The following is a 16,091-nucleotide window of genomic DNA, read 5'->3' on the forward strand; positions in this document are numbered from 1 at the left end:
TTTTAGCTTTTAGCTTTTAGCTATGGCCATTAACGAGATTTGTTAACCATAGTAATTAGGGATAATGTGTCGAAAAGTAAAATTAATACGCGGTTCAGTTACCTTAAGACGCTTAGGTAACGCATGTTGCCAGTGTTGCTGCATACCGGGATGCATAATCAGTAAGTCGCCGGATGCCAAGGGAAAAGTAACTTTGGTTTGCGTCGGTTTATGGCGCACAACAAAATCTCTACAGGCGCCTAACGTGATAGACGCAATCGCCGAACCCGTGACGATTTCAGGTTCATCGTCACTGTGCCAGCCCATACAGTCACGGCCATCGGCATAGCGATTAACTAACACTGAATTACTGTCTATTTGATGATCGTTACGTAATTTTGCACGTAATCGACTTAATACTTTTGGCCAAGCGAGCGCGGTGATGTGCAATTTGGAATAGTGATAATCGCAACCCAGATCGCCAAACCAAGCTTGGGTGCGAGGAATAAAATGCTGCTTGCCATAGACTTCAATCGCCACGCGATCTAATGGGTATTGTTCTACTTCCATCATTAACAACTGTTGCTGCTTGGGTGACAAAAAACCTTTAATCCAAGTAACTGGTGGACTGATTTGGTTCATCGCTGTTGGCACAACAACGGTATCTTGAGTGAAGCCGCTTTGTGGCTCACCAAAATCTAATCCATGTTGAAATCCTGTCACCCGATCACCCTTTTATCTCGTTTACCTTAATTAATACCAACGTTTGATTCTCGCAATCCATAAACCTGAAACCACAATGACTGCCATTAAGATTAATACCGAAAAATAGCCAAAATGCCATTTTAACTCAGGCATATTGTCAAAGTTCATTCCGTAAATGCCGGCGACTAATGTTAATGGTAAAAAAATCGCGGTGACCATTGTTAATGTCATCATCACGCGGTTAGTTTTATGGGCACTCACCGAAATATAACCATTGATTAAACTGTCCACTAAACCTTGGTAAAGGCTGGCGCGACTCGATAGGCGTTCAAACTGATTATATAAATAGCTCAACTGTTCATAGTCCATCTTAATATGCAGATGGGTGTCATCGCCTAATAATTGTTGCAAGATTTCTTCGTGGTAACTAAACGAACGTTTGGCTTTTTGTAGCTTACTGCTATAAGCGATTAGCTCTGCTAATAAATCATCTGTAGACACATCAAAAATTTCATCTTCTATTTCCCCTAAACGCTCTTCTAATGCCAACATCACCGCCAGATAATCAATCACAATTTGGCGCATCAATTCAAAACTGACTCGGCTCATCTCTGAACTTTCGAGGCTACCTTGTGCACTAATGCGTTGGATAACTTTGTTCACACTGATAGAAGGTTTCAGGTGCTGAGTGACTAAAAAACGGTCATTTACATGCAATAACAACTGGCTGCGCTCGAGCAGAAGATACTCATCTCTAGCCATAAGCTCGTGGGTTAACAAATATGAATGTGAATCATATTCTTCAAACTGAGGGGGATGACGCTCCCGTTGTGCTTCTTCAAAATCGAGGTGGTCAATCCCAAACAAAGGATATTGCTTGAAAAACGCTTGGCTGTGCTGGCCTGAAATATCGACCCATATTAGCTGCTGTTGCGGGTCATACTGGCTCATGAGAGTCTCATCACCTTGTGATATCAACTGACCTTGCCCATTAAATAATAGTATTTGTATCGCCATGAAAACCCTTTCAACAACCCATTATTACTCTATATATGGCCTAACTGATCATCTCTGACTCGCCAGCCGTTTCAATGTGTTGTTTAATCTGCTCAAAATGACTATTGACCCAAGCACTACTGATTGGGCCCCAAGTTGAAATGCGATAATAACCTTCATTATGACGCTGACCTTGCTGCACAAAATCCACTTCAATACCAATATCAGCAAATGCAGCTATCGCATCTTGCAATGTCCTTCTTGGCATAAAAGTCAGTTTATGTAAGCTTAATAAGTTGTGTTGTTCTTCATCCAGCAGGTGCGCTAAATACAATTTTCGTAAAAATGCTTTTTGCGATTTATTGATCACGTAATTATTCGAAAACATCCTTCACACGCCCTATTACCTCTTCATCACTTAATAGAAATTACTGCATCTGTAGCCAATCACGCAAGCACTATTGCCAGTGTCAGTCGATTGTGACTGAATTAATCGCAGCATTGCGACTGAATTAATCATGGATCAAAGGATAATTGATTGATTTATCAATAACCCATTATGATTAACGCTACCTAAGTAGAGACAATCTGGTTATAGTTTTTAACAATCGATAGCATCAAAGATGGAAAACCAATAGACATGGATACCCCGCCGCAGTCAAAGAGCCCAATAGCACAACCGCAATCAACTGATCCGTCAGCGGTAAGTGATACAAACTCAGCTACGTCCTCTGCAGGAGACACATTAGCGCACGTTTATGACCATGGGCCACGTTTATCCCAAGATGAGTATATTCAACTTACCGAGTTACCACTGAGCAATACTGATCCTAATTACCCTAAACTATTATTGATCATTAGCAGTGTCGTGGCGGTGATAATCATAACTGTTTTAAGCGCATTTCTATTAATCACTAAACCGCTGCCATTGATGATAGCTTCAGTTGGTTTGGTTTCAGCCATGTTATTGGCCGTTGTGATGATTAAACTTATCCACCTTAAAGCACATAAAATTGCTTACGGATTGTTTAAACATGAAATGGTGTTTCGTGAGGGTTTATTTTGGGTATCAACAACGGCACTACCTTACACTCGGCTGCAACATGTTAATTTGTCTCAAGGGCCGCTCGAGCGAAAATACAACTTAGTCACCTTAAAATGCTTCAGTGCCGGCAGCGGATTAGCTGAGATAGATCTGCCAGGTCTTAATGCCGATTTAGCTGAACATTTACGTCAACATTTATTGAGCCAAGCAGCAGCAAGTCATCAATTACTCAGCACCGAAACAGAAATTGTTGATCCAACGCCATCTGACGCTGAAACGGATCCGTTATCCATTCAACCTCCTCAACAGGATAATCACAATGGATAAGTCATCAACATCATCAGATGATGCCCAGCCTGTTGATACCAATGGCATCGCAACGAATAGTTCATCCGATGCCAATATTGCCGAGGTGGCCAATACCCTTGATACGACAATAGAAAACAATAGCGCCGATACAAGGGAGCAGAACAGCAATTCAATAAGTGATTTACAACAATGGCAAGCACTGTCGGCTTGGTCCATTGTCAGCAATATTTTCAGTACCTTGAAAAACATTCTTAGTAATGGTTTCGCTATCGTGCCAATTGCCTATACCGGATGGCAGCAAGGTTTTGATATGCAGTGGGGCATATTGGCGTCGAGTGTTTTATTATTACTGGTGACAATTTTCGCGATAATAGAATGGCGTAAATTTCGTTTTCGTCTTCATAACCATCAGCTTGAAGTTAAACGTGGTTTAATATTTATCAAAAAGGATGAAATACCGCTAAGCCGAATACAAAATATTCGTTATGAACAGCCGTTTTACTTTAAGCCGCTGTCACTCGGCACTCTAGTGATTGAAACCGCTGGTTCTAAAAAAGACGAAGCTCATTTAGCAGCCTTAGATACATTACAGGCACAAACGTTAAAACGTTTACTGTTAAATTTAAGCCATACAAAAGCAACCTCGACAGATGAGCTTCCAAACGTAAACAGTCAACAAAACGTTGATAACACCCAACCCATTGTGCGTAAAAGTTTAGCTGATTTAGTCTTATTTGGTTTTTATCAAAACAATTTTATTTGGTTTGCGGTTATCGCTGGTCCCATTGCTGGCCAAATAGATTGGGATAAAATATTCGACTCACCGCTCGCGCAGCAGTTTTGGTTATGGGTCCAGCAGCAAACCCATCAAAACATTGGTTTACAAACCATCATGGTCATCGTGGGGTTATTTGCGATTTACAGCTTGTTTTCGTTAATTTCAATTGTGGCAGCCATTTTAAAATATCATCCATATCAGCTCGACAAACATGATGAAACCATACAGCGAAGTGGCGGTGTCATTTCACATCAACAAGATGCGTTGGCCATAAAACGCATTCAACTAATCCAGGTTCAACAACCTGCTATTGCACGTTTATTTAACCGCTGGACCTTATACTTTAAACAAGTCAAAGGCCATGAGGTTGAACAAAAAACCAAGCAGCACATGCTAGTTCCTAGTGTAAAGTCAGCTGAAATAGCATCACTCTTGGCTAGCATTCCAAATATTAGTGGCGGTGCAAGTGCATTACACAGTAGTTATAAGCCTATCCATATTAATTGGCTCACAAAGCGAATCGTTTTACCGCTGTTTGTAGCCATCGTACTTACCATTGTGGGTTACAGTGGTCATCATAGCCATGAGTTTTTTGAGTTTACTTGGTTTGCTACAACAATGATGATGTTAGCGATTTATATTCGTTATAAACAATGGGGATATGTATTAGCAGATAAGGTTATTTGGCAGCATAGCGGCTTTTTCGGTCAACAATGGAAACGGGTCGCATTTGACAAAGTTCAACATGTTAAAATTACCCAAACTAAAGGCCAAAAACATGCTCAGCTAGCCTATGTTGAAATCGGATTAGCCAGTGGCAGTGTGATATTCCCGTATATTCCCATATCGGTTGCACAACAAATAGTGGCCCAGTCGCTCAATGCCACGGTCCATAATAATCACAATTGGATTTAATATAATGAATGAAATACACACAACAAATGTCAGCGTCGACGATGTTATCGACTTTTGGTTTGTTCAAATATCCCCTAAACAATGGTGGGTAAAAGATATCGAGTTAGATTTGCACATAAAAAACACATATGGCGCCACGATACAGGCGGCCATCAAGGGTGAGTTACAACATTGGCGTAAAGATGCCCAAGGCCGATTGGCCGAAATAATCGTATTAGACCAATTTTCGCGAAACATTTATCGCGATACTCCAACCGCGTTTGCCGCTGACAATATCGCGTTAGAGCTTGCGCAACAAGCCGTTGCACTAGGTTGTTTAGCAGAGTTACCCATTCAACAGGCTGCATTTTTAATCATGCCCTACATGCATAGCGAATCAATAGTGATCCACCAGCAAGCGTTGCCTTTATTTGAACAATATGCACCCGACAATTTACGCAGCCAGCGACAACACCAAGCGATTATTGCTCAATTTAATCGCTATCCACACCACAATGCCTTATTAGGCCGCGAGTCTACGGCTGCCGAACTCACATTTTTAACTCAACCCGGTTCTCGCTTTTAAGCAGACGAAAATCACCACGACATAAACGATAAATGTCGATTTTATTTAACCACTAACACCGGGCAATCAGCTTTATTGGCAATCGCTTCAGCCACATTATCATGCAAAAAATGAGACAGTCCGCTTCGACCATGGCTGGCAATAACCACCATACCAATGTCACCGCTGTTGGCCTCGGCCAAAATTTCATCAATGGCATCACCACGTCGAATAACCGTTTCAATCTTTAAATTAGTATTCAACTGACCTAATAACTCGTGCATTTTACTCGCCGCTGCATCTTCCATACTTTTAGCCAACTCTTCGGGCGTTATCGCAAGAATCATATAATTCTCATCACCGAAAGGTTGATCTACAACGTGTAAAATACGAATGCCCACTTGATATAAATTCGCCATTTCAATGGCATATCGTAAAGCATGTGCCGCTGTATCAGAAAAATCTGTAGGCCATAAAATATTACGTGTTCGCATATTATTATCCTCCACAATGCAAAGTGTGCTTTTGCAACGACATGACACCCTTTACTAGAACACACTCGGATCCATCTCAACAAATTAAGTATAGTCAGTATTAAAAACTTACTTAGTGATCAAAATCAAATCAAATGCGAAAACTTGCTTTGGATCATAAACAAGCATAATATCAGACCGACTAATCAGTCGGTTTGTTAGCTCGATTCATGTAGGGTTTATCAAATCAACATCGTTATTTTTGCTGGAGCTTTAATATGAATATGGCCGTTGATAATAATCAAACTCAATTACGACAGTTACTGACTGATCAACGAGCACGTTTTCAGTCCAATCCGGCACCTGATTACCAATCACGGGTAGATAAATTAACCAAGCTAAAACAAGCTTTACTTGATTACCAACAACCCATCATCGATGCATTAATTAGTGATTACGGTCACCGATCGCCAAACGACACCATCATTTCGGATATTATGCCTTGTGTAAATAACATCAATTACACTATCAAGCATCTTAAAACATGGATGAAACCCAGTCGTCGTCATGCCGGTTTATTACTCTCCCCTGCCAAAGTGTCGGTGCAATATCAGCCCCTGGGCGTAATCGGTATTATTGTGCCGTGGAACTTCCCGGTAATGTTATCTATGGGTCCGTTAACCACCGCCATTGCTGCTGGTAACGGGGCAATGTTGAAAATGTCAGAATTTACGCCGGCGACCAACACCGTATTACGCAAAATGTTAGCAACTATTTTTGCCCCTACTGAAGTCGAGCTAGTGGAAGGTGAAGCTGATGTAGCCGCTGCATTTTCAGCATTACCGTTTGACCATATTCTGTTTACCGGCTCAACCGTTGTTGGCCGCCATGTTATGCGTGCAGCAGCTGATAACCTGACACCTGTAACATTAGAATTAGGTGGTAAATCTCCAGCCATCATCGCTCCCGACATGCCAATCGACACCGCTGTAGAACGACTTATTTTTGGTAAATGTTTAAATGCTGGCCAAATTTGTGTCGCGCCTGACTATGTGTTGTGCCCTGCGGAAAAAGTTGACGCGTTTATTGCTGCTTATCAACGTCGCTTTAATAAAATGTACCCTAAATTCGACACCAACCAAGATTACGGCAATATCATTAATGATCGCCAATACCAGCGTCTGCTAGCGGTGCTAGAAGATGCCAAAGCCAAAGGTGCAACAGTCACCTCCGCAATTGATGGTCCAATATCGACAACTCAGCGAAAAATAGCCACTCAACTAGTCACACATACCACAGACGATATGCTCATTATGCAGGATGAAATTTTTGGCCCTTTATTACCCATTATTAGCTATCAGTCGATAGATGAAGCAATAGGTTATATCAACCGAAATGACCGACCATTAGCCTTGTATCTCATGAGTTTTGAACAACAAACGCAGCAACAAGTATTGCAGCAAACTCATTCTGGTGGCGTTTGTATTAATGACACAGTATTCCATGTGGCCGCGGATGACGCGCCCTTTGGCGGTATTGGTCCGTCTGGCATGGGGCACTATCATGGCAAGGAAGGTTTCTTAACCTTTAGTCATGCTAAGACCATATTGAACAGTGGCAAAATCAATACCGGCATTTTTGTTCACCCTCCTTATGGCGGCGTGATTCAAAAATTATTGATGAAGTTTTTCTTACGTTAACTCTCTCATAGTCGCGACTGCAAGTATTGCTGTTGTTAGCGATACTTGCTGAGCAAAGTTTGTCATAAAATAGACTAGATAAATTATCCATAACCTAATAGATCCATAGATAAATAGACCAAAGATTAATAGCTCCATAGATAAAGTAGGTATGTTGACTCCATGAGCAGTAAATCGATTGTGAACACCGATAAAAAACAAGCCATTTTAAACGCGGCTTTACAGCTGTTTGTTAACAAAGGCTTCAATGCGACATCGACGGCATCCATAGCCAAAGCGGCGAGCGTGGCAACAGGCACGTTGTTTCATCATTTCCCGACAAAAAAAGACATCATGAATCAGCTTTTTTTATCGATTAAACAAGAGTTTGCTACCAACATGGTGAGCAGTACCGATTTTAGTGGCGATATCGAACAAGATGCCAATACGTTATGGCAAAAAGCCATCGACTGGGCCATTGCACAACCCTTAAAGCAACTTTTTTTTCTACAATACTCGATGTCAGCAGACATTGATGCTGAGGTCAGAAAGCAAGCAATGAACAGCATTCTTGGATTTGTCGTCGAATTGATTACTCAAGGTAAACAACAGCAAATTATCGCTGACATTCCCAACGCCTTATTGCTCGAAAATTGCCATGGTCAATACCTAGCTGCCATCCGCTTTTTTACTGACAACCCGCATTTAGGTGATGACGAAATATACAGACACGCCAGTTTCAGACTATTTTGGCAAGCAATGAAAGCGTGATAGAAAGTATTAATCTAAACTAAAGTTGGTTAAATCAACATCATCAGAAGGTGTTGACGCACTATCAAAATCTAATTGTGGAGTGTGTGACGTTTGCTGGGTTTGTAACTCCAGCTGCTTAGCTTTATGTAAGGCATATTGACGGCGACGTTTGCGCTGTGTGCACAAACGGATCACATCTTGTTTTTGCAATTCGCTGTAACTCATCCAGTTAAAACGTTCATCACGGCTTCGAAGACAGCCCATACAATACCCACGACTGTCTGACTGACAAACGCCGATACATGGACTGGGCACCGCAAAAAAACTTAACTGTTCCATCATTAGAATACTTAACCTCAGCTAATATTGAATTTGGTACTTAACATTTAAATACACGATATAGTTATTTGTAACTGAGATAGAAAGCCATCGCTTGCCATATCAACCAAAGCCAGCATTAAACATTGTTATATTAAGGTTATACTAATTGAGCTAATTTTGTACATTATTGCAAGTTAATAAGGAGGGTCTCATGATAAATTTAAGACGTTCAGGGCAAGATTCAACACGTAAACCAATGTGGATTAAAACTATTTTACTGTTAAGTGGCTTAGTACTACTTGCATCTTGTGCAACAAAACCAAAGCAAGATTATGATGTTAATTATGATTTTTCAACACTCAAAACATTCAACCAACTCACTGTAAAGCAAACAGATGATCCGTTAACTGCAGATCGCATTAATGATGATATTAAACAATCATTACTTAGCCAAGGTTATGTATTTAAAGCCGATAATGCCGACTTTGTAGTGAACTATGCTTTTGTGACTGAAAACAAAGAAAAAGATTCAGGATTATCTATTGGCTTAGGTTCGGGTACTTGGGGGTCTGGTGGCGGTATTAGTCTTGGCACCAGTATTGGTATCCCGCTAGGCAGTGACACCGCTAAAACTCAAACCATTCAAATTGATATTATCGATCCCACAGATAAACGCCTCATTTGGCGTGGTAATGGTCAGTACCACTTTGACGAGGGCGGTGAAGATAAAGCCAAAGGTATTAATCAAACGGTTGCTGCTATTTTGGCGCAATTTCCACCCAAAAAATAATCTACCATCGATTTAGCCGCAACTTACTCATAAGTGAATTGCGGCTTATTCAAATAGAGACTACCGCTCAGCTAAGCGACCAAACACAAATATCTATTTAGCAATTTGCCACTACACGGTAAACTAGCCATCACACTACTTTATTGACCCAGTTGAAATGACGACAGAAACATATAACCAAGCTTTATTAACACTTGCGCTAGCTGGAATAGAAGCCATAAACACCTCCGCGTCACAGCACAAAGCGGTCAGAACGCCAGCACAAGAAAGCCATTTTTTATGTAACTGGATGGTTGAGTCGTTAAAAACAAAACGTTTTTCAAAACTAATGGCCGACGACTTAACGGCCTGGATCCGTCAAGCGCGTAGTCAAGGAGCTGGGGCTCAACTAAAACGATTATTAATCTGTATTGCCGATCAATACCAACAGGCTAACAACAGTGACATCGCTACAGGTGTTGGGCTTAAGAACATGTTAGCGGAGCTCACAGCACAAGAATGGGTAGTGATCACCGATACCGATATTGATGCAAAACTGAAACTCGACAGTGATGGTAAATCCAGTTTAATTATCTCAGCAAAAGATTTTAATCAACACATTGTAGATGACAAAATAGTAAAACCCATCTCAATGTACATTCGTGGTGATGAAAAGCTGGTGGCTCGTGTAGCGCTAGAGCAAGGTATATTACTCAGTCCAGGCAATAAAAAAACCTCATTAATCAAACACCATAAAACTTACGTATTAATGCCAAGCAATTTACACCAGAGTTTATGCTTACTGTGTCTTGATCTATATTAAGTATTAAAAGTTGGTGTAGTATTAATACAACGGTAAGAATAAGGAAACACCATGAAAAAATGCTTTATTGCACTCACCTGCCTTGTGATGTTTTTTTGTGGTCCCACCGTTCAAGCGAACACAGCGCTGAAGTACAACGTCAACGCTTCAAGCAGTTGGGTGCCCTACTACATTACAGAATCGCCAAAAGAGCCTGGAATATTAGGGGAGTTGGTTCCGTTACTGCTTGCCAAAGCTAATATTGAAATTGAAAAACACAATTTTCCGCCGAAAAGAACAAACTATGCACTCGATAATGGCTTATTAGACTTTGACTTTGTGAGCCCTGGTTGGTTTCCTAATCAAGAATTAGGCACTCTTTTTGTCCAGTCAAACCCAATTATCGCTATCCAAGAAAACATTATTACCTTAGAAGAAAAAGCCAACGATTGGCAAAGTATTGATAACATTAAAGGTAAAGAAATAGGCACAGTACGTGGTTATTTGTACCATGATGATGCTGAATTTATTCGAGTCGATTTTACTTCTGAACGCGACCTCATAAGAGCACTTTATAAAAATCGCGTTGGTGCTGCTATATCTGGTGATTTACCAGCGTTGTATTGGGCCAAAAAACTCAACAACCCAATTACCCTCGCTGCTATTCATTCAAAAGGCCACTTAGTTATGCGCCTTCGTAAAGAGCATGCGGCCTTACTGCCACAAATTAATGCCGCTATAGCAGAACTTGAACTAAATGGTACAACTCAAAGCATTATCGACAAATACACCAAGCAAGATATATTTAATCGATAATTCAATAAGACAATTACGCTAAAACGGGTTTACGCTGTAGCCTTCGTGGGCTAATACTGCATGTGCAGTTAACGCGGATAATGCCATGGTAACGCCTGGTAATAAGTCTTGTGGTGTAATGCCGTAATATGCAGCTGTTTGACCACACACATAAAACCTAACTTGATTATTAATCAGCTGCGCAATTAAATCTTTATTAGCATTCTTTTGCCCTGCATTAAGTTGCTGATAAAAACTGTCCTTAGTCATATCATTAGCCGCTTTACCATGCACCACCATCGCAACAGAAATGTCCTCAAGCTTAACCCCAGCAGCGACGTGCATATTAATAAAGCGCGCCAGGGTATCGATACTACGATTTAATTCTGCTGGTTTAGATGCACTACTTAAATCAAAAGCGACTTTAAACTTCATACCGGCTGGTATGACTAAGCCGCTATTTACTTCAGCCACTTTGCCATAGTCTTTAATCACAGAACCCGATTTAAATGCATCAATACCCGCTGTTGCCGTAAATGATGAACATGCAATTAACGTCACTATTGTCGATGTAAACAGGTTTTTACTCATTGAACGTAAACCGAGTTTCATTATGTTGATATTCCTTATATCTATTTTTTATACTTACTCTAGCACAGATTAACGCTTAGGTTTTAGGCTGTTTCTGAGTATAATTGTCACTTAAATAATATGAACACTGAGTGATATGTCAATCCGCCCAATTACCGCTACAGACTGGCCCGCTATTATGGCGATACAAGCACTATGCTATGTCGAACTCACGCCAGAATCGCTATCTGTCATGCAGAGTAAATGGCGATCTTCGCCCGCTAGCTGTGTGGTGTTTGAACAACAAGGTAACATGCTAGCCTACGCGCTTGTTCATCCTTGGTTGCAAGGCGATGCCCCATCGCTGGATACCGAGATAAGTGGCCAGATTAATGCCGATAGCTGGTATTTACATGACATGGCCATCTCACCCAACGCTCAAGGTTTAGGCATAGGTAAAAAGCTGTTTAATCATATCGTCAATCAGGCTAAATCAGCGGCGGTTAATGGCATTGGACTAGTGGCTGTGCAAGGTGCACAAACTTATTGGCAGCAACAAGGGTTTACACCAAGCACCACCTCAGCAAAACTGACAAAGTCACTCGACAGTTATCCTGCTGGTGCATGTTACCTGTATTTATCCTTATCATAAGGTCTATCTCATGCCCATCTGTCATCACCATTGGTTTATTGTGTTATACCAATCCTATTAAATATGTGCTCTTTCAGCGGGAGTTCAAAGTGCTGTAGGCAAGGCAGATGATTGAAGCGAATAGTGATTCTCGGTAACGAGCTCCTGCGTTACTCTACCTCCAGCATCTGACTGCCATGGATGGTGGGAATATCTTATTTTTTATGGAAAAAAAATAGACCATGCCGTCGTATTTTGAAAACATCTAACGCAGCATAAAGTACTTTGAAACCCGCCAGAATGGAGTCTCTCAGGTATTCCACTTCTGTGTTGCATCGATTTAAAAGGCAACAACCATTTCTACATCAATGCGCCTTGAATTGAAAAACCTGAGAGACTCTGAACTGAGCAGATATTTAATGAGATTGGTATTAGTTATATCTTCATGACTTTTGCTTGGTATGGTCATTTAAAAACCTTAAATAGCAAACCCTGGATTATCGCGGCTTTAGTGAGCAGAGGTATCGTCTTATTTGAATATTTATTGCAAGTTCCTGCGAATCGTCTTGGTTATACCGTGATTAACGTGGGACAATTAAAGATTGTGCAAGAGGTCATCACCTTATGTGTATTTATCCCTTTTGCCGTTAGATATCTCAAACACCCCTTAAAGCTTAACTGTTTATAGGCTGGGTTATGCCTTTTAGGTGCCGTATTATTTATATTTAAAAGTGAATTACATTAATTTCAGGAGTTCTCCATGGCGCGCCAAGTGATCTATACCTTTAAAGGCCAAACCAAAACTATCGCCTTTAGCTATGACGTACATCATGATCTTTATGAAGCAGCAGCTGAAGCTGAAGGGATTGATTTAAAAAAGTTTCTAATCTTAGAAAAGCAAATTGCGTTAACGTCCAAAAAAGGCGCTAAAGCAGAGAAAGAATTTCGTAAAACCGAGTTTGCACGTTTTGGTTTTACGAGTATCAAATTTGTTCGTGAAGATGATGAGATTTAATCGTTTTGGTTTACGTAAGGGCTAACTATGTTGAATTCAGATCATGCTAATTTCCCACGAGCGAGTTTTGTTCGACGTTTAGGTGCAATGGCATATGACTCAATGCTTGCTATTGCCGTTTATATGTTTGCTGGTGCGTTAGGTTTTGGGTTTTTCTTTGGTCTGCAGAGCACCGGACTTATCGCGATGGGTGAGTACGAGCATGTGTCAGACTTGCTCAACAACACCCCGCTTTACCATGGTATATATCAATTCTGGATAGCCATTTGTGTTGGTGGGTTTTACGCCATGTTTTGGAGCAGAGGTGGACAAACTTTAGGTATGCGAGCTTGGCGACTTAAGGTTCAACACCCTAATGGTCAGAACTTAAGTTTTATTACGGCCTGTGCTCGCGTCATTTGGTCTTTATTAGGTGTTGGTAATCTGTGGATTATCATCAATGCTGATAAGTTAGCACTACAAGACATGATGACTCGTTCTGAGGTTGTCGTGTTATCAGTAGAAGCCAATCAAATGCGTAACTGGCGTGGTGCATAAATAAGCCACATACCAAACTAACTTACCTGCAAAACGAATCAACACGCATCAAACAAGTAATAAAAATGGCAACCCTTGGGTTGCCATTTTTATTACACTTTCACTTTCACTTTCAATATAGACTAAACAACCAAGTGATTATTTACGAATATAATACAAAGCTAAACCAGTAAATAACATGCTGGGCGCAATTGCACCCACCGCCGCTGGCAATTCATATACTATGCTCATCGGGCCAAATATCTCATTACTGATATAAAAGCTAAATCCTGCCACAACACCCAGTAGTACACGAGCTCCCATGGTCACCGTGCGTAACGGTCCAAACACAAACGATAATGCCACCAGCATCATCACAGCTACCGTTACCGGCTGCATAACCTTGCGCCATAAAGCCAGTTCATAACGACTAGGATCTTGTTGGTTAACCTTCAAATAATCGAGGTAGTCAATTAAGCCGCTAATGGATAATGCCTCTGGCTTAACCGACACTACACTCAACTTATCTGGTGTTAACGAAGATTGCCACACATCAGTATCAAGGTGATCACGAATAACCCGATCATCTTTAACCGTGGTATTTTCAACCACAGATAACTGCCAAGCATCGTCAATAAATACCGCGGTATTCGCATGGGTCACTCGGGTTAATTCTTGTTGATCGTTAAACTCATATAAACTGATGTTACTGAGCGTATTAACGTCTTGAACCTCACCAATATTAACGAATAAATCACCATCTTTTGCCCAAATACCACGATGAGACTTAATCAAACTGCCACCGGATATTTTAGTCGCTTGAAGCTCTTTTGCGCTTTTCTCCGCAATGGGTGCGCCCCACTCTCCCAGCGCCATGACCATAATCATCAACGGAATAGCCGTTTTCATCGCAGATTGAGTGATTTGTAAACGTGACATTCCAGAAACTTGCATCACCACTAATTCAGAGTTTGATGCCAGCATGCCCATACCAATTAACGCACCAAGCAGTACCGCCATTGGGAAAAACATTTCAATATCACGTGGCACTAAAAACAGCACGTAAATACCGGCATCTAGCATGGTATAAGCACCGCGCCCGACCAAACGTAATTGATCAACCCACTTAATGATGCCTGATAACCCAGTCAAAATAAGTAAACACAAGCCTGATGTACTCACGATCATACGGGCGATATAAAGGTCTAATATTTTCATGCCGTCACCTGCTTACGTTTAAATAAGCCTAAGAACTTCATCCCTGTCGGGCGCTCTTTAATAAGTAACAACAATCCTAATAACAGCGCAAAGCCATGGATCCACCACATGCCTAAATACTGCGGCACCACCTCATCTTGCAGGGCTTTTCGGCCTGCAATCATTAATCCAAAGTAACCTAAATACAGCAAAATAGCGGGACCCATTTTAGCAAACTTACCCTGGCGAACATTAACCCGCGCTAACGGCACCGCAATCAAGGTCAATAATGGGATCGCGATAGGGATAGCTAAGCGCCATTGAAATTCAGCTGCAGCTTCAGGTCCTGGAGTATCCAATAATTGATCAACTGGCATTGCAGATAATTTACGTCGCCGCTCATCCACTTCCTGTTCTTTAATCTCCATTTTATAACCACCAAACTCAATCACTTGCAGTTCGAGTGATTTAGGACTGCCCTGATAACGGAAGCCTTTTTCAAGTTGTAACTGTTGGCTGCCAATATTATCTTCAATCACACGGCCTTTATTAGCGACGACAATATTTGTCAGGCCATTTTCATCTTCAGGATCAGGAAGCTGCGCCACAAAAACTTTATCTAAGCTATTGTCTTTATTTATTTTTTCAACAAACAAAACGGCTCGACCATTCGGACTAGCTTGAAAACGACCTTGTGTTAAGGCTGCTAATCCAGCTTCAGATTGGGCTTTTTCTAATACCTGATTCTGACGTTCTTCGGCCCAAGGTCCGACATAAACCGACAAATAAGCTGTGAATAATAAATTGGCAAAAGCAAGCAACAGGGTTACTCGAGTGACATACCATTCACTCACGCCGACGCCATGCAATACCACCATTTCATTTTCAGCATACATTCGCCCATGAGCTAATAATATCGCTAAAAAGAAGCTCAGCGGTAACACTAACACCGTCAATTGAGGCAGATTTAGCCCTAATAATGTCATCACTAACGAAGCGGGGAATTCACCATCAGATGCATCGGCTAAAACGCGCACAAATTGTTGACTAATAAAAATAGTTAACAGCACCAAAAGTACCGCAAATTGTGCTTTTAAAACTTCACTAATAAGATATCTAAATACAATCACAAGTAGGATCCGGTGGCTAAACTTATCTTTTTACTGGTATCAGAGCAACTTTCATGTAAACTGTCTACTTTCAGCAGTTTTGCTAGTTTTCTGACCAGCGCGGAAGGTGCTTTGGGGTCATGGTTAACATCTATTTTGGCTGTCAATTTACGCCTCTTTTTCGTTAATA

The 16,091-nt window shown here is 41.1% G+C and carries 20 protein-coding genes; 12 read left to right on the plus strand and 8 right to left on the minus strand.

Translation table 11 applies throughout. The features are described from left to right. Positions 1–42: 42 nt before the first annotated feature. The 3 genes from HNW13_RS09095 to HNW13_RS09105 all read right to left on the minus strand — a co-directional run bounded on the left by HNW13_RS09095 (position 43) and on the right by HNW13_RS09105 (position 2,068). Positions 43–621, minus strand: a complete 579-nt coding sequence (locus HNW13_RS09095) for an alpha-ketoglutarate-dependent dioxygenase AlkB (RefSeq protein WP_194956155.1) — start codon at positions 619–621, stop codon at positions 43–45. Positions 622–732: 111 nt separating this feature from the next. After that, the gene (locus HNW13_RS09100) at positions 733–1,701 is read right to left on the minus strand and encodes a magnesium transporter CorA family protein (protein WP_162022509.1); all 969 of its coding nucleotides are present in this window, start codon (positions 1,699–1,701) and stop codon (positions 733–735) included. Positions 1,702–1,741: 40 nt separating this feature from the next. Then, positions 1,742–2,068, minus strand: coding sequence for a winged helix-turn-helix domain-containing protein (locus tag HNW13_RS09105; protein WP_182744832.1), 327 nt, complete (start codon positions 2,066–2,068; stop codon positions 1,742–1,744). Positions 2,069–2,320: 252 nt separating this feature from the next. Here HNW13_RS09105 and HNW13_RS09110 point away from each other — a divergent pair, with 252 nt between their 5' ends. Genes HNW13_RS09110 through HNW13_RS09120 form a run of 3 tightly spaced genes read left to right on the plus strand, consistent with a single transcriptional unit; the run spans position 2,321 to position 5,292 of the window. Further along, a complete protein-coding gene (locus tag HNW13_RS09110; protein ID WP_182744833.1) occupies positions 2,321–3,052 on the plus strand; it encodes a PH domain-containing protein in 732 nt (243 codons plus the stop codon). Beyond that, complete coding sequence (locus HNW13_RS09115) at positions 3,045–4,727, plus strand: PH domain-containing protein (RefSeq protein ID WP_192115815.1); 1,683 nt, start codon at positions 3,045–3,047, stop codon at positions 4,725–4,727. The genes HNW13_RS09110 and HNW13_RS09115 overlap by 8 nt, the downstream gene beginning before the upstream one ends. Before the next feature lie 4 nt (positions 4,728–4,731). Next, positions 4,732–5,292: a DUF924 family protein gene (locus HNW13_RS09120; protein WP_192115814.1), complete on the plus strand. Its 561-nt coding sequence runs from the start codon at positions 4,732–4,734 to the stop codon at positions 5,290–5,292. Between the two features lie 41 nt (positions 5,293–5,333). Here HNW13_RS09120 and HNW13_RS09125 read toward each other — a convergent pair whose 3' ends face one another. After that, positions 5,334–5,765, minus strand: a complete 432-nt coding sequence (locus HNW13_RS09125; RefSeq protein WP_101085810.1) for a universal stress protein — start codon at positions 5,763–5,765, stop codon at positions 5,334–5,336. A gap of 257 nt (positions 5,766–6,022) precedes the next feature. Between HNW13_RS09125 and HNW13_RS09130 the strand changes: the two genes are divergently transcribed. After that, positions 6,023–7,444 carry a coniferyl aldehyde dehydrogenase gene (locus HNW13_RS09130; protein WP_182744836.1) on the plus strand — a complete coding sequence of 474 codons (1,422 nt, stop codon included), beginning with the start codon at positions 6,023–6,025 and terminating at the stop codon, positions 7,442–7,444. A gap of 162 nt (positions 7,445–7,606) precedes the next feature. After that, a complete protein-coding gene (locus HNW13_RS09135) occupies positions 7,607–8,194 on the plus strand; it encodes a TetR/AcrR family transcriptional regulator (RefSeq protein ID WP_101085812.1) in 588 nt (195 codons plus the stop codon). A gap of 9 nt (positions 8,195–8,203) precedes the next feature. Here HNW13_RS09135 and HNW13_RS09140 read toward each other — a convergent pair whose 3' ends face one another. After that, positions 8,204–8,515, minus strand: coding sequence for a DUF1289 domain-containing protein (locus HNW13_RS09140; RefSeq protein WP_192115895.1), 312 nt, complete (start codon positions 8,513–8,515; stop codon positions 8,204–8,206). A gap of 238 nt (positions 8,516–8,753) precedes the next feature. On the opposite strand from HNW13_RS09140, the gene HNW13_RS09145 reads away from it, so the two are divergent. The 3 genes from HNW13_RS09145 (at position 8,754) to HNW13_RS09155 (ending at position 10,884) form a co-directional block, all read left to right on the plus strand. Next, positions 8,754–9,287 (plus strand): DUF4136 domain-containing protein, encoded by a 534-nt coding sequence (locus tag HNW13_RS09145; protein ID WP_162024288.1) that lies wholly within the window; start codon positions 8,754–8,756, stop codon positions 9,285–9,287. Positions 9,288–9,444: 157 nt separating this feature from the next. Next, positions 9,445–10,089, plus strand: coding sequence for a DUF2913 family protein (locus HNW13_RS09150; RefSeq protein WP_192115813.1), 645 nt, complete (start codon positions 9,445–9,447; stop codon positions 10,087–10,089). A gap of 51 nt (positions 10,090–10,140) precedes the next feature. Next, positions 10,141–10,884, plus strand: coding sequence for a transporter substrate-binding domain-containing protein (locus HNW13_RS09155; RefSeq protein WP_162022502.1), 744 nt, complete (start codon positions 10,141–10,143; stop codon positions 10,882–10,884). 18 nt (positions 10,885–10,902) lie between these two features. Here the strand turns inward: HNW13_RS09155 and HNW13_RS09160 are convergent, their stop codons facing one another. Continuing rightward, positions 10,903–11,475 (minus strand): DsrE family protein, encoded by a 573-nt coding sequence (locus HNW13_RS09160; RefSeq protein WP_101085817.1) that lies wholly within the window; start codon positions 11,473–11,475, stop codon positions 10,903–10,905. 115 nt (positions 11,476–11,590) lie between these two features. Between HNW13_RS09160 and HNW13_RS09165 the strand changes: the two genes are divergently transcribed. From HNW13_RS09165 to HNW13_RS09180, 4 genes are all read left to right on the plus strand, one after another. Beyond that, a complete protein-coding gene (locus HNW13_RS09165) occupies positions 11,591–12,085 on the plus strand; it encodes a GNAT family N-acetyltransferase (protein WP_192115812.1) in 495 nt (164 codons plus the stop codon). Between the two features lie 391 nt (positions 12,086–12,476). Next, the gene (locus HNW13_RS09170; RefSeq protein ID WP_335690489.1) at positions 12,477–12,752 is read left to right on the plus strand and encodes a DMT family protein; all 276 of its coding nucleotides are present in this window, start codon (positions 12,477–12,479) and stop codon (positions 12,750–12,752) included. Positions 12,753–12,824: 72 nt separating this feature from the next. Continuing rightward, positions 12,825–13,079: a DUF2960 domain-containing protein gene (locus HNW13_RS09175; RefSeq protein ID WP_011636402.1), complete on the plus strand. Its 255-nt coding sequence runs from the start codon at positions 12,825–12,827 to the stop codon at positions 13,077–13,079. Positions 13,080–13,106: 27 nt separating this feature from the next. Beyond that, on the plus strand, positions 13,107–13,616 hold the full coding sequence (locus HNW13_RS09180; protein WP_101085820.1) for an RDD family protein: 510 nt from the start codon (positions 13,107–13,109) through the stop codon (positions 13,614–13,616). A gap of 138 nt (positions 13,617–13,754) precedes the next feature. Here the strand turns inward: HNW13_RS09180 and lptG are convergent, their stop codons facing one another. Continuing rightward, positions 13,755–14,813 (minus strand): LPS export ABC transporter permease LptG, encoded by a 1,059-nt coding sequence (gene lptG / locus HNW13_RS09185; RefSeq protein WP_101085821.1) that lies wholly within the window; start codon positions 14,811–14,813, stop codon positions 13,755–13,757. Then, the gene (gene lptF / locus HNW13_RS09190; protein ID WP_101085822.1) at positions 14,810–15,922 is read right to left on the minus strand and encodes an LPS export ABC transporter permease LptF; all 1,113 of its coding nucleotides are present in this window, start codon (positions 15,920–15,922) and stop codon (positions 14,810–14,812) included. Before lptF ends, lptG begins: the two co-directional genes overlap by 4 nt. Between the last annotated feature and the right edge of the window lie 169 nt (positions 15,923–16,091).

It is taken from the genome of Shewanella sp. BF02_Schw (assembly GCF_014596695.2).
In the GTDB taxonomy this organism is placed as follows: Bacteria; Pseudomonadota; Gammaproteobacteria; order Enterobacterales; family Shewanellaceae; genus Shewanella.